The organism is Acidimicrobiales bacterium, from assembly GCA_036273495.1.
In the GTDB taxonomy this organism is placed as follows: Bacteria; Actinomycetota; Acidimicrobiia; order Acidimicrobiales; family JAJPHE01; genus DASSEU01.
Genome location: DASUHN010000201.1, coordinates 1 through 13,861, shown reverse-complemented (window position 1 = coordinate 13,861; position 13,861 = coordinate 1). Strand labels below are relative to the sequence as shown.

Genomic DNA, 13,861 nt, shown 5'->3' with positions numbered 1-13,861 from the left:
TGACGACGGCCCCCCCGACCCGGCCGGCGTCGTCCAAAAGGGGCGAGACCGCCTCCGCCTCCTGCCACAGCGTGGCGCCCGCCTTCTCGGCCCGCTCGGCCACCAGCTGGTCGAGGTCGTGGCGGGTCACGACGTAGCCGTAGGACGGGAAGCCGGGATGCTCGGGCCAGGCCAGGTCCAGGGAGCGCCCGAAGGCCACCGAGCGCAGCCCCACGAAGCGGTGGTGGCGCCGGAGCTCGTCGTCGAGGCCCATGTCGGCCAGCTGGCGCACGGAGCGGGGGGTGAGGCCGTCCCCGCACGTCTTCTCCCGCGGGTAGCGCTTCTTCTCGAGGAGCAGGACGTCCCAACCGGCGTCGGCCAGCCAGTAGGCGCACGCCGCGCCGGCCGGGCCGCCACCGATCACCAGGACGTCGCGCACCGAGCCGACCTTAAGACGATCACATGTTCACGAGCGAACGCGTTTGGCGGGAGGGTGGGGCCGCGGCGCTAGGTTTGCCTCGTAGGCGATCAGACTGCGACGGAGAGCGGGCCGCCATGACCCAGTACACACCGATCCTGGCCCTCCTCATCCTGGCCGCTCTGTTTGCCGGCGTGTCCTTCTTCGTGTCGGGCCTGCTGGCCCCGCGCCGGCCGACCGAGGCCAAGGCGGCGCCCTACGAGTGCGGGATCGTCCCCGAGCGCGAGCCGGCGCAGCGCTTCCCGGTGCGCTTCTACCTGGTGGCGATGCTGTTCATCATCTTCGACATCGAGATCATCTTCCTCTTCCCGTGGGCGGTGATCTTCCAGCCCCCTCACCCGGCGGTGTTCCTGCTCGTCGAGATGATCACCTTCGTGGCGTCGGTGTTCGTGGCGTTCGTCTACATCATCAGCCACGGGGCGCTGGACTGGGGCCCGCTCAAGCGGCTGCGGCCGGTGGCCCCCGTCTCACCGGCGCGCACGTCGGAGTCCACCGTGCGGCGCCTGCCGCGCGGCTCCGAGGAAGCGGCGTAGGGCCGGCCGACCATGGGCTTCGAGGACCTCAACCACAACTTCCTCACCGCGCCGATCGAGGAGCTGGTGAAGTGGGCCCGGCGAAACAGCGTGTGGCCCGCCACCTTCGGGCTGGCGTGCTGCGCCATCGAGATGATGGCCACCGGCGCCGCCCACTTCGACATCTCCCGCTTCGGGATGGAGGTGTTCCGGGCCTCCCCCCGCCAGGCCGACCTGATGATCGTGGCCGGCCGGGTGAGCCAGAAGATGGCCCCGGTCCTGCGCCAGGTCTACGACCAGATGATGGAGCCGAAGTGGGTCATCTCGATGGGCGTGTGCGCGTCGACCGGGGGGATGTTCAACAACTACGCCATCGTCCAGGGCGTGGACCAGGTCGTTCCCGTCGACGTCTACGCCCCCGGCTGCCCGCCCACCCCCGAGACCCTGCTGCACGCCATCCTCACCCTCCACGCCAAGATCAAGATCGGGGAGCTGCACCACCGGCGCGAGCTCACCGGCGCCGGGGCCCAGCTCATGCTCCCCCATCCGGGCGGGGCGGGGGTGGAGCCGGTCGACGTCAGCATCGGGGTGCCCCGCTGATGACCACGGTGGCCACCCACCACATCAGCGAGGAGGACGCCGCCTCCTACGGGGTGCCGGTCTCGTGGTCGCGTGGCCAGACCGTCCTGCACGTGCCCGCCACCGGCTACCGCGGGCTCGTCGAGCGGCTCCGGGCGGACGGGTTCAACGGGATCGTCGACCTGTGCGGGGTCGACTACCTGGCCCACCCGGGCCGGGCCCTGCCCGACGGGGTGAAGGCGGAACGCTTCGAGATCGTGGTCAACCTGATCTCCTACTCGCGGCGCCAGCGGGTCCGCCTCCGGGTGCAGGTTCCCGAGTCCGATCCCGCCCTGCCGTCGCTGTTCCTGGTGTATCCCGGCACCGAGGCCATGGAGCGCGAGGCCTACGACATGTTCGGGATCGTGTTCACCGGTCACCCCGACCTGTCCCGCATCCTCATGCCCGAGGACTGGGAGGGCCACCCCCTGCGCAAGGACTACGCCGTCGGCCGGGTGCCGGTGCAGTTCAAGCACCCGCCGGACACGAGGTGACATGAGCGACGACCGCACCACCTCCACCCGCGCCGGCCGGCACGCCGACCTGGTGGAGGAGACCTACGAGGGCAGCCAGGAGATGCTGCCCCGCACCGCCACCGACTCCCTCGAGCTGCTGCGGGAGAAGGGGGCGGTGCTGCGCCTGCCCGGAGGGGGCGTCCTCGACAGTCGCGACGTCGACATCGAGGCCGGCGAGGACGAGACCATGATCATCAACATGGGCCCGCAGCACCCCTCCACCCACGGCGTGCTGCGGATCATGCTGGAGCTCGACGGGGAGACCATCCTGCGCAGCAAGCCGATCATCGGCTACCTGCACACCGGCATGGAGAAGACCGCCGAGGAACTCACCTACGTCCAGGGCTGCACCAACGTCACGCGCATGGACTACCTGGCGCCGCTCTTCAACGAACTGGCCTTCTCGCTCGCGGTCGAGGCCCTGCTCGAGGTCGAGATGCCGCCCCGCGCCACGTGGATCCGCATGCTGGTCACCGAGCTCAACCGGGTGTCCTCCCACCTCCTGTGGCTGGCCACCAACGGCATGGACGTGGGCTCGACGTCGATGATGATCTACGGCTTCCGGGAGCGGGAGATGATCCTCGACTTCTTCCAGAAGACCACCGGGCTGCGGATGAACCACAACTACATCCGCCCCGGCGGCGTGGCGGCCGACCTGCCCGACGGCTGGCGGGCCGACGTGGAGGAGATCCTCCACGTGATCCCGCCCCGTCTCGACGAGTACGACGAGCTGTTCACCGGCCAGCCCATCTTCCGGGAGCGGACCCAGGGCGTCGGCGTGATCACGGCCGAGGAGGCGGTGGCCCTCGGCGCCACGGGACCGATCCTGCGCTGCACCGGAGTGGCGTGGGACCTGCGCCGCGACATGCCCTACATGTTCTACGACGACCTCGACTTCGACGTGATCGTGGGCAGCTTCGGGGACGCCTTCGACCGCTACGCCATCCGCCTCAACGAGATCCGCGAGTCGCTGCGCATCATCCGCCAGATCAGCGACGCCATGCCGTCCGGGGACTACCGGGTCCAGGACAAGAAGGTCACCCCGCCGCCGCGCCGCCGCATCGACGAGTCGATGGAGGCGCTCATCCACCACTTCAAGATCTTCACCGAGGGGTTCAAGGTCCCCGAGGGGGAGGTGTACGTCGGGGTGGAGGGGCCGCGGGGGGAGGTCGGCTGCTACCTGGCGTCCGACGGCTCCCCCAAGCCGTACCGCATGCACCTGCGCGACGCCAGCTTCGTGAACCTCCAGAGCCTGCCGATCATGATCCGGGGCGGCCTGGTGGCCGACGCCGTGGCCGTGATTTCCTCCGTCGACCCGGTGATGGGGGGCGTGGACCGCTAGTGGCCCGCCTGGACAGCGCCAACCTGGCCCGGGCCAGGGAGACGATCGCGCTCTATCCCCACCCCCGCTCGGCCCTCGTGCCCCTGTGCCACATCGCCCAGGAGCAGGACGGATGGCTGACGCCCGAGGCCGTCGAGCACATCGCCGAGCTGCTCGGGCTGACCCCGGCCGAGGTGGAGGGGACGGCGTCGTTCTACGACATGCTCCACACCGAGCCGGTGGGCCGCTACCTGGTGGGGATCTGCACCAACATCGCCTGCCTCCTGGCCGGCGGCTACGAGCTGCTCGAGCACGCCGAGGACTCGCTGGGCACACCCGTGGGCGGGACCACGCCCGACGGGACGGTGACCCTCGAAGAGGTGGAGTGCATCGCCTACTGCGACCGGGCCCCGTGCGCCATCGTGAACTACCGCTTCTTCGGCCCCCTCACCGGCGCCGACTTCGACCGGCTGATCGCCGACGCCCGGGCCGGACGGCTGGCCGAGGACGTGCCCGCCCACGGCACCCTCAACCGGGTGCGCCGGGACGGGGGCCTGCGGGTCCCGGCCGACGAGGTGGCGACGCAGCGGGCCGCCTCCGACCAGGCACGGAGCGAGCGGGCCGCGGCCCGTCCCGCCGGAGGGGCGGCGTGAGCTTCCTCGACGCGCCCAAGGTGGTCACGTCGCGCTTCGAGCACGACGACTCCCACACGCTCTCGCGTTTCCTGGCCACGGGCGGGTACGACGCCCTCCGCAAGGCCCTCGGGATGCACCCCGAGCAGGTGGCGGCCGAGGTCGACACCTCCGGCCTCCTGGGCCGGGGCGGCGCCGGGTTCCCCACGGGGCGCAAGTGGTCGATGCTGCGGCCGGCGCCCGTGCGCTACCTGGTGATCAACGGGGACGAGAGCGAGCCGGCCACGTTCAAGGACCACGCCATCCTCACCCGGGACCCCCACCAGCTGATCGAGGGGGCGGTGATCGCCGCCTACGCGGTGGGCGCCATGCAGGTGTTCCTGTACGTGCGCGGGGAGTTTGCCCTCGGGCTGGAGCGGGTTCAGGCCGCCCTCAACGACGCCTACCGCCACGGGGCGGTGGGCCGGGACATCTTCGGGTCGGGCTTCTCGGTCGACATCGTCGTGCACCCCGGCGCCGGCGCCTACATCTGCGGGGACGAGACCGGCCTGCTCGAGAGCCTGGAGGGCAAGCGGGGCTTCCCTCGCATCAAGCCCCCGTACTACCCGGCGGTGATGGGCCTCTACATGGAGCCGACCGTCGTCAACAACGTGGAGACGATCTCCTCGCTCCCGTGGATCGTCAACCACGGCGGAGCGGCCCTGGCCGCCCTGGGGGAGCCGACGTCGACGGGGACGAGGATCTTCGCCCTCGCCGGGCACGTGCGCCGGCCGGGCAACTACGAGATCGAGATGAGCAAGCCCACCTTCCGCGACCTCATCTACTCGCCGGAGCTGGGCGGGGGGGTGCGGGACGGCAACGCCATCAAGGCGGTGATCCCGGGCGGGGCGTCCTCGCCGTGGATCGGGCCCGAGCAGCTCGACATCCACCTCGACCAGAAGGCGGTGCAGGACGCCGGCACCATGCTGGGCTCCGGCTCGGTCGTGGTGATGGACGAGCGCACGTGCATGGTGCGCGCCGCCTGGCGCATCTCCCGCTTCTTCCACCGCGAGTCGTGCGGCCAGTGCACCCCGTGCCGGGAGGGCTCGGGCTGGGTGGAGAAGGTGCTGCGCCGCATCGAGGCGGGCCAGGGCCGCGAGGAGGACCTCGACCTGCTGCTCGACGTGTGCGACAACATCTCGCCCGACCTGGTGTGGCCGCCCAAGCAGACCACCATCTGCCCCCTCGGGCCCTCGATCCCGCCCGCCGTCGTGACGTCGATGCGCATGTACCGCGACGAGTACCTGCTGCACATCAAGGACGGGGCCTGCCCGCATGGCTGAGCTGCGCATCCGCCCCACCACCGAGCCGGTGACCGTCACCATCGACGGCCGCGAGGTGGCGGCGCGCAAGGGGGAGCTGCTGATCGCCGCCGCCGAGCGGGCCGGCACCTACATCCCCCGCTTCTGCTACCACCCCCGGATGAAGCCGGTTGGCATGTGCCGGATGTGCCTGGTGGAGGTGAAGGGGCCGCGCGGCTTCGCCCTCCAGCCGGCGTGCTACGTGGAGGTGGCCGACGGTCAGGAAGTGCTGACCACCACCGACAACGTCCGCAAGGCCCAGGACGGCGTCCTCGAGTTCCTGCTGATCAACCACCCCCTCGACTGCCCGGTGTGCGACAAAGGCGGGGAATGCCCCCTCCAGGACCAGACGATCTCGTTCGGTCCGGGGGAGAGCCGCTTCATCGAGGAGAAGCGGCACTTCGAGAAGCCGATCGAGATCGGTCCGCTCGTGCTGCTCGACCGTGAGCGCTGCATCCAGTGCGCCCGCTGCACCCGCTTCGCTGACGAGGTGGCGGGGGACCCCCTGATCGACTTCGCCGGCCGGGGGGACGAGCTGGAGGTGGCGGTGTTCAGCGAGGCGCCGTTCACCTCCTACTTCAGCGGCAACACCATCCAGATCTGCCCGGTCGGCGCCCTGACCGCCGTCCCGTACCGGTTCCGGGCCCGCCCGTGGGATCTCGAGCAGGTCGAGAGCACGTGCACGACCTGCTCGGTGGGCTGCGCGGTGGCGGTGCAGTCGTCGTCCAACCGGATCACCCGCTACCTGGGCATCGACTCCGACCCGGTGAACCAGTCGTGGCTGTGCGACCGGGGCCGGTTCGACTACCAGGCCATCGACAGCCCCGAGCGCCTCGCCCGGCCGCTGGCCCGCCGCGGCGACGAGCTGGTCCCGGTCGGGTGGTCGGAGGCGCTCGCCGCCGCCGCCCGGGGCATCGAGGAGGTCCGCCGCCTGCACGGGCCCCAGGCCGTGGCCGTGCTGGGCGGGTCCCGCCTGCCCAACGAGGACGCCTACGCCTGGGCCAAGCTCGCCAAGGGCGTCATCGGCACCGACCACGTGGACGCCCAGATGGGGGACGGCCTCCCCGCCGAGGTGATCCTCGGCCTGCCCCGCGCCACCATCGACCAGGCCTGCGCCGCCGACGTGGTCGTGCTCCTCGCGCCCGACATCAAAGAGGAGCTGCCCGTCCTCTACCTCCGGCTGCGGGCGGCCGTCCTCGAGCGGCAGGCCGGCGGCACCGGGCCCCGGCTGGTCGAGCTGGGCCAGACCCACTCCGGCCTCACTCCCTATGCCGACATCAGCCTCGCCCACCGCCCGGGGGAAGCCGCCTCCCTCGTCTCCGCCCTCCTCGCCGCCCAGGCCCCCAGCGCCGAGGTGGCCGGGGTCCCCGCCGGTGAGGTCGGGCGGGCCCGCGATCTCCTGGCCGGGGCCGGCAGCGTGGTGATGGTCATCGGCCGCCCCTCCCTCGCCGAGTCGGCCGCCTTCCCCTCCCAGGCCGCCGCCCTGCTGGCCGCGGCCCGGCCCGACGCCCGCTTCCTGCCCGCCGCCCGGCGGGGCAACGTCCTCGGCGCCCTCGACATGGGCCTGGCCCCCGGCGTGTTGCCGGGACGGGTGTCCCTCGACGCCGGCCGGGACTGGTACACCCGGGCGTGGGGCCAGGTGCCCGAGGAGCCCGGTCTCGACGCCCGGGGGATCCTGGCCGCGGCGGCCGAGGGCCGGATCCACGCCCTGATCCTGCTCGGCGCCGACCCGGTGGCCGACTTCCCCGACACCCGGCTGGCCGAGCAGGCCCTGGCCGGGGTGGGCCTGATCGTGGCCGTCGACACCTTCCTGACCGACTCGTCCCGGAAGGCCGACGTGGTGCTGCCGGCGGCCATGTACGCCGAGCGCCCCGGCACCACCACCAACCTCGAGGGCCGGGTGACCCGGCTGGCCCAGAAGGTGGTGCCTCCGGGCGTGGCGTGGCCGGACTGGATCATCGCGGTGGAGCTGGCCGCCCGGCTGGGCACCGACCTCGGGCCGGCCACCCTCGAGGAGCTGTGGGCGGAGATCGAGGCGCTGGCCCCGTCGCACCGGGGCCTCACCGGTCCGCTCCTCCTGTCGGCGGCGGCCCGCGACGGCGTGGTGGTGCCGCTCGCGTCCGGAGCGGCGGCCGCCATTGAGGCGGGGGACTGGGCGCCCGGCTCGGGCCGCCCCGGCGGCGGTCCGGCGATGGGGGGAGGGGGCGTGGACACCGGCGGGGGCGCGACCCAGCCGGCGCCGGCGCCGATCGACCCCATGTCCGACCCCGGCATCGGGGCGGTGGAGCAGCAGGGCGTGAAGGCCACCGCCACCGTGCCGCTGCCGCCCGCCACCGCGGCCCGGGTCCCCGCCCGGCCCGAGGGACCGCCCCCCGCCCTGCTCGGTCCGCCGCCGGCCCGCGCCGAGCTGTCGCTAACCCCCCTCGACGCCTACTCCCTGCGGCTGGTCTCGTCCCGCACCCTGTACGACGCGGCAGTGATGACCCAGGCCAGCCCCGCCCTGGCCGGCCTGGCCCCCGGCGCCCGGCTGCGGGCCAACCCCTACGACCTCGACCGCCTCGGTGTGACGACCGGTGGCCAGGTCCGCGTGGCGTCGGCGCGGGGCGGCTTCGTGCTCCCGGTGGAGGCCGATCCCGGCGTGCCGCGGGGGGCGGGGTGGCTGGCCTTCCACCAGCCCGACGGCGGCGCCGCCGCCCTCATCGACTCCAGCCAGCCGGTGACCGACGTCCGGTTGGAAACCGCACCCGCCTCCGCCGTCGCGAAGGAGGCGAAGGAATAGCCATGGGCGATCCGATATTCATCCACGGCATCGACCTGGCCGCCGGCATCACGCTGGTGATCAAGGTACTGGTGGCGTTCGCCCTCCTCCTGGTGTCGGTGCTGGCCATGGTGTGGTTCGAGCGCAAGGTCATCTCCGACATGCAGAACCGCATCGGTCCCGACCGGGCCGGGCCGTGGGGAATCCTGCAGTCCCTCGCCGACGGGGCCAAGCTCTTCTTCAAGGAGGACCTCCTCCCCGACCGGGCCGACCGGCACATCTTCCGCCTGGCGCCCTACTTGTCGGCGGTGCCGGCGTTCACCCTGTTCGCCGTCGTGCCGATCGGCGGGGTGATCCACTTCGGCCATCGCAGCACCGAGCTGCAGGTGGCCGACCCCCCGATCGGCATCCTGCTGGTGCTGGCCCTGTCGGCGGTGGCGGTGTACGGCGTGCTCCTGGCCGGGTGGTCGTCGGGGTCGAAGTACCCGCTCCTCGGCGGCATCCGCGCCTCCGCCCAGCTGATCTCCTACGAGGCGGCGTTCTCGTTGTCGGTGGCCGCCGCCGTCCTGATCACCGGGAGCCTGTCGACCCGGGCCATCGTGGCCGCCCAGAACGGGGTGATCCGGGGGTTCATCCCGAACTGGAACGTCTTCCGGCTCGGCTTCGTGCCGTTCCTCGTGTTCATGGTGGCGTCGACGGCCGAGATGAACCGGCCGCCGTTCGACCTGGTCGAGGCGGAGCAGGAGCTGGTGGGCGGGTTCCACACCGAGTACTCGTCGCTGCGCTTCGCCCTGTTCCAGCTCACCGAATTCATGGGCTCGGTCACCATGTCGGCCATAGCCGTCACCCTCTTCCTCGGCGGCCCCGACGGCCCCGGCTTCCACGTGGTGCGGTGGCTGTGGCCGATCCTGTGGTTCACCGGGAAGGTGATCGTGCTGCTGTTCGTCCAGGTCTGGCTGCGGGCCACCCTGCCCCGCCTGCGCTACGACCAGCTGATGGGGCTGGGCTGGAAGTTCCTGATCCCGATCTCCCTGGGCTGGCTGCTCGTCATCGCCGCCATGCGCGTCAGCCTCGGGTGGGGCCTGGTCGTGGTCGGTCTCGGGATCGTGTCCGGCGCCATGCTGGTCCGGGCCATGACCGTCAGCGGGCGCCACGTCGGGGAGGCGTACAACTGATGGGCTACCTGACCGGGTTCAAGGTGACCCTGCGCCAGATCTTCCTGCCCCGGGTCACGTCGCGCTACCCCGACGAGAAGCGGCGCAAGCCTGTGCGCCTCCACGGCCGGCACGTCCTCAACCGCTACGAGGACGGCATGGAGAAGTGCATCGGGTGCGAGCTGTGCGCCGGGGTGTGCCCGGCCCGCTGCATCTACGTGCGGGGCGCCGACAACCCGCCCGACTCCCCGGTCTCGCCCGGCGAGCGCTACGGCTTCGTCTACGAGATCAACTACCTGCGCTGCATCCACTGCGACCTCTGCGTCGAGGCGTGCCCCACCGAGGCCATCACCGAGTCCAAGCTGTTCGAGTTCTCCTTCACCAACCGCCAGGACGCCATCTACACGCGCGACGAGCTGCTGGTGGACGACGAGGGCCGGCCCCAGCAGCTGCCCTGGGAGGACTGGCGCCCGGGCGAGGACCGCCACACCTCGGCCTGGATGCGCGCCACCGCCTCGGCGGGGGTGGGCGCCGAGGAGGGAGTCGTGCACTGGTCGGGCGAGCTCGGCTACGGCGTGCGCGCCCCCGAGGCGGGCCAGACCCGGGAGCTCCCGCCCGAGCACCACGGCCCCGACGCCTACGGCCTGCGCGAGGCCGCCGTGCACCAGGCCGACCTGGCCCACGCCCACGAGGGGGACCCCGAGTGAGCGCGGCCCTCGGAGCCCCGGTGCTGGCCACGGCCATGGTCGACAGCGTGGTCTTCGCCATCTGCGCCGCCATCGTGCTCGTCGGCGCCCTCGGCGTGGTGCTGTGGCGCAACCCGGTCTACTCCGCCCTCTCGCTCGTCCTGACCCTGTTCGGGGTGGCGGTGCTGTTCGTCGAGGAGGATGCCCAGTTCCTCGCCGCCGTCCAGGTCATCGTCTACGCCGGCGCCATCGTCGTGCTGTTCCTGTTCGTGATCATGCTGCTCGGGGTGGACCGGGCCGAGCCCGAGACCACGACCAGGCTGCCGGGACAACGGCCGGTGGCCGTTCTGCTGGGCACGGCCGCGCTCGGGGAGCTGTTGGCCCTGGCCCGCTGGCGCCACTGGCTCACCGGGGCCAAGCCCCCGGGCCAGGGGGCCATCGGGGGCGGGGCCAACACCGGGGCGCTGGCCAAGTCGCTGTTCACGACCTACCTGCTGCCCTTCGAGCTCACCTCGCTCCTGCTGATCATCGCCGTGATGGCCGCGGTGGTGCTGGCCCGGCGGCCGTCCCACACCCCCCCGGCCCCGCCGCCCCTGGCCGAGAGCGACGACGTCGGCGCCCCGCTGGCCCCGGCCCTCGGCCCCGACGAGGCCGCCGCCGGCGTGCGCAACGTGACCGACGAGGAGGTCGGGGCGGTATGACGCTCGGGGGAACCTGGTACCTGGCGCTGGCGGCGGTTCTGTTCAGCATCGGCGCCGTCGGCCTGCTCGTGCGCCGCAGCGTCCTGGTCATGTTCATGTGTATCGAGCTGATGCTCAACGCCGTGAACCTGACCTTCGTCACCTTCTCCCGGATGCTGGGGGACATCAACGGCCAGTCGCTCGTGTTCTTCGTGCTCGTGGTGGCCGCCGCCGAGGTGGTGGTCGGGCTCGGCATCATCGTGTCGATCTTCCGGCGCCGGCCCGACGCCACCGCCGACGACCTCAACATCCTCAAGGGTTAGGCCAGCGCGATGACGAGTCCCTGCCGATGATCCACGCCGCCCCGGCCATCCTGCTCCTGCCCCTCGCGGGCTTCCTCGTGCTGGCCCTCTCCGGGCGCCGCTTCGGGGACCCGGCCGCCGGATGGGTCGGGACCCTGGCCGTGGCCGGGTCGTTCGTGGCCGCGGTCATCACCTTCATCGGGCTCCATCACATGGGGCCGGCCCACCGGGAGGTGACCCAGACCTGGTTCACCTGGATCCCGGTCGGCGGCCTCAAGGTCAGCGTCGGGGCCCTCGTCGACCCGCTCTCGACGACCATGGCGCTGTTCGTGACCGGAGTCTCGGGCCTGATCCACCTGTACTCGATCGGCTACATGAAAGGTGACCCGGACTACCGGAAGTTCTTCGTCTACCTCAACCTGTTCGTCCTCTCGATGGTCGTGCTGGTGTTGGGCGGCAACTTCCTGTTCACCTTCGTCGGGTGGGAGGGCGTCGGCACCTGCTCCTACCTGCTGATCGGCTTCTGGTTCGAGCGCAACACGGCGGCCACCGCCGCCAAGAAGGCCTTCGTGGTCAACCGGATGGGGGACTTCGGGTTCCTGCTGGCCATGTTCCTGATCGTCGGCCACTTCGGCTCGCTCGACTACCGCACGGTGTTCACCCACCTCGGCGGAGCCTCGCCCCTCTCCCACACCACCGCCCTGGCCATCTCCCTCCTGCTGCTGCTCGGCGCCGTCGGCAAGTCGGCCCAGCTGCCCCTGTACTCGTGGCTGCCCGACGCCATGGAGGGCCCGACCCCGGTGTCGGCCCTGATCCACGCCGCCACCATGGTCACCGCCGGCGTCTACCTGATGACCAGGATCAACCCGATCCTGTCGGTGTCCCCGGCCGCATACACCGCCATCGCCATCCTCGGGGCCGTCACCGCCTTCTACGCCGCCACCGTGGCCTGCGCCCAGGACGACATCAAACGCGTCCTCGCCTACTCCACCGTCTCCCAGCTCGGCTACATGTTCCTCGGGGTGGGCTCGGCGGCCTTCGGGGCGGCCATCTTCCACATGCTGAGCCACGCCTTCTTCAAGGCCCTGCTCTTCCTGGCCGCCGGCTCGGTGATCCACGCCCTCCGCGACGAGCAGGACATGAAGCGGATGGGGGGACTGCGCCGCTATCTGCCGGTGACGGCACCCACCTTCTTCGTGGCCTGGCTGGCCATCTCCGGCGTGCCGCCCTTCAACGGGTTCTGGTCCAAGGACGACATCCTCGGCGCCGCCTACCACAAGAGCCCGGCCCTGTGGGCCCTCGGCGTGGCCACCGTGCTGCTCACCGCCTACTACATGACGCGCCAGGTCGTGCTGGTGTTCACCGGCCAGGCCCGCTGGACCACCGCCCGGGCCTCGGCCCCGGACAGCGGCGTGGCCCACGTAGGCGACGGCCATGCCGGGGAGCCCCACGAGGGGCCGTGGGTGATGCGCTACCCGCTGGTGATCCTGGCCGGGGCCACCGTGCTCGGCGGCCTCATCGACCTCCCCTTCGGCAAGCTCAAGTTCCTCGACACCTGGCTGTCCCACGTGGCGAGCGGCCAGGGTGACCTCGTCACCGAGTCCGGCGCCCTCCGGGCGTCGCTGCTCACCGTCACCACGGTGGTGGCGCTGGTCGGCATTGCCCTGGCGTGGAGCACCTGGAGCCGGCGGGTGGACCGGCCCGAGCTGGAGCCGGCCCTCCTCCGGCGCAGCTATTACGTCGAGGAGCTGTCGACGGCGGTGTTCACCGACGCCGGCGGGGCCTTCAGCCGGGTCCTGTCGACGCTGGTGGAGAACCGGGTCGTGGACGGGCTCGTCAACGGGGTCGGGGGGGCGGCGCGCGGCCTCGGCGGCGTGGTCCGCCGGCTGCAGACCGGCTACGTGCGCAACTACGCCCTGGGCATCGCGGCCGGGACGGTGCTGATCCTCGGGTTCATGCTGGCGAGGGTCTCGTGAGCACGCTCCTGACCGTGGCCGGGGCGGTGCCCCAGAGCACCGCCGGCGGCGGGTTCGGCTTCCCGATCCTGCCCGCCATCGCCATCGTGCCGGCGGCGGCGGCGGTCCTCCTGGTCCTGCTGCCCCGGTCCCGCCAGGAGCTGGCCCGCTGGCTGGGCACGGGCGCCTCGCTGGTGGTGGCGGGGCTGGCCATTGCCATGGCCGTGCGCTTCCGGGCCGGGGAGCCCGGCTACCAGTTCGTGGTGGCGCACGACTGGATCCGCCCCTTCGGCGTGCAGTGGAAGCTCGGGGTCGACGGGATCTCGGTGTTCATCGTGGCGGTGACGGCGGTGCTGTTCCCCGTGGCCATCGCCGGGCCGCACGTGGACCGGGACCTGCGGGGCTATGCGGCCTGGATGCTTCTGCTCGAGGCGGGGTGCCTCGGGGCCCTCATGTCGCTCGACCTGCTGTTGTTCTTCCTGTTCTTCGAGCTGACCCTGCCGCCGATGTACATGCTGATCGCCCGGTGGGGCTCCGGCCCCCGCCGCTCGGGCGCGGCCCTCAAGTTCTTCGTCTACACCTTCGCCGGGTCGGCGCTCATGCTCGTGGCCCTCCTGGCGCTCGTGTTCCTCGAGGCCCGGTCGACCGGCCACGTCACCTTCGACCTGGTGAGCCTCACCGCCCAGCAGCACCTGTCCAAGGACGTCTCGATCCTGCTGTTCCTGGGCTTCGCCGCCGCCTTCGCCGTCAAGGTGCCGATCTTCCCGTTCCACACCTGGCTCCCCGACGCCCAGGTGGAGGCGTCGACGGGGGGCTCCATGGTGCTGGCCGGGGTCATGTTCACCCTCGGCACCTACGGCCTGGTGCGCTTCTGTATCGAGCTGTTCCCCTCCGCCGCCGTCAGCATGGCCCCGTTGATGCTGACCCTCGG

At 71.7% G+C, this 13,861-nt stretch carries 14 protein-coding genes; 13 read left to right on the top strand and 1 reads right to left on the bottom strand.

Going from position 1 to position 13,861, the window contains the following annotated elements; all coding sequences use genetic code 11:
- On the bottom strand, nt 1–418 hold a 418-nt coding region (locus VFW24_08435; protein ID HEX5266788.1), incomplete at its 3' end, for an FAD-dependent oxidoreductase.
- Between the two features lie 116 nt (nt 419–534).
- On the opposite strand from VFW24_08435, the gene ndhC reads away from it, so the two are divergent.
- The 13 genes from ndhC to VFW24_08370 form a co-directional block, all read left to right on the top strand.
- Nucleotides 535–990 carry an NADH-quinone oxidoreductase subunit A gene (gene ndhC, locus VFW24_08430; protein HEX5266787.1) on the top strand — a complete coding sequence of 152 codons (456 nt, stop codon included), beginning with the start codon at nt 535–537 and terminating at the stop codon, nt 988–990.
- Nucleotides 991–1,002: 12 nt separating this feature from the next.
- Nucleotides 1,003–1,569, top strand: a complete 567-nt coding sequence (locus VFW24_08425) for an NADH-quinone oxidoreductase subunit B family protein (GenBank protein HEX5266786.1) — start codon at nt 1,003–1,005, stop codon at nt 1,567–1,569.
- The gene (locus tag VFW24_08420; protein HEX5266785.1) at nt 1,569–2,081 is read left to right on the top strand and encodes an NADH-quinone oxidoreductase subunit C; all 513 of its coding nucleotides are present in this window, start codon (nt 1,569–1,571) and stop codon (nt 2,079–2,081) included. Before VFW24_08425 ends, VFW24_08420 begins: the two co-directional genes overlap by 1 nt.
- A gap of 1 nt (nt 2,082) precedes the next feature.
- Nucleotides 2,083–3,444 (top strand): NADH-quinone oxidoreductase subunit D, encoded by a 1,362-nt coding sequence (locus tag VFW24_08415; GenBank protein HEX5266784.1) that lies wholly within the window; start codon nt 2,083–2,085, stop codon nt 3,442–3,444.
- On the top strand, nt 3,444–4,076 hold the full coding sequence (locus tag VFW24_08410; protein HEX5266783.1) for an NAD(P)H-dependent oxidoreductase subunit E: 633 nt from the start codon (nt 3,444–3,446) through the stop codon (nt 4,074–4,076). Before VFW24_08415 ends, VFW24_08410 begins: the two co-directional genes overlap by 1 nt.
- Complete coding sequence (gene nuoF, locus VFW24_08405; protein HEX5266782.1) at nt 4,073–5,377, top strand: NADH-quinone oxidoreductase subunit NuoF; 1,305 nt, start codon at nt 4,073–4,075, stop codon at nt 5,375–5,377. The genes VFW24_08410 and nuoF overlap by 4 nt, the downstream gene beginning before the upstream one ends.
- Nucleotides 5,370–8,174, top strand: coding sequence for an NADH-quinone oxidoreductase subunit NuoG (gene nuoG / locus VFW24_08400; GenBank protein HEX5266781.1), 2,805 nt, complete (start codon nt 5,370–5,372; stop codon nt 8,172–8,174). The genes nuoF and nuoG overlap by 8 nt, the downstream gene beginning before the upstream one ends.
- A 2-nt stretch (nt 8,175–8,176) precedes the next feature.
- Nucleotides 8,177–9,328: a complex I subunit 1 family protein gene (locus tag VFW24_08395; protein ID HEX5266780.1), complete on the top strand. Its 1,152-nt coding sequence runs from the start codon at nt 8,177–8,179 to the stop codon at nt 9,326–9,328.
- Nucleotides 9,328–10,014: an NADH-quinone oxidoreductase subunit NuoI gene (gene nuoI, locus VFW24_08390; GenBank protein ID HEX5266779.1), complete on the top strand. Its 687-nt coding sequence runs from the start codon at nt 9,328–9,330 to the stop codon at nt 10,012–10,014. The genes VFW24_08395 and nuoI overlap by 1 nt, the downstream gene beginning before the upstream one ends.
- Nucleotides 10,011–10,694: an NADH-quinone oxidoreductase subunit J gene (locus VFW24_08385; GenBank protein ID HEX5266778.1), complete on the top strand. Its 684-nt coding sequence runs from the start codon at nt 10,011–10,013 to the stop codon at nt 10,692–10,694. The genes nuoI and VFW24_08385 overlap by 4 nt, the downstream gene beginning before the upstream one ends.
- Nucleotides 10,691–10,996, top strand: a complete 306-nt coding sequence (nuoK, locus tag VFW24_08380) for an NADH-quinone oxidoreductase subunit NuoK (GenBank protein HEX5266777.1) — start codon at nt 10,691–10,693, stop codon at nt 10,994–10,996. Before VFW24_08385 ends, nuoK begins: the two co-directional genes overlap by 4 nt.
- 26 nt (nt 10,997–11,022) lie before the next feature.
- Nucleotides 11,023–12,951, top strand: a complete 1,929-nt coding sequence (gene nuoL / locus VFW24_08375) for an NADH-quinone oxidoreductase subunit L (GenBank protein ID HEX5266776.1) — start codon at nt 11,023–11,025, stop codon at nt 12,949–12,951.
- Nucleotides 12,948–13,861, top strand: a 914-nt coding sequence (locus VFW24_08370) for an NADH-quinone oxidoreductase subunit M (protein ID HEX5266775.1), incomplete at its 3' end; no start/stop codon positions are given. The genes nuoL and VFW24_08370, both read left to right, overlap by 4 nt.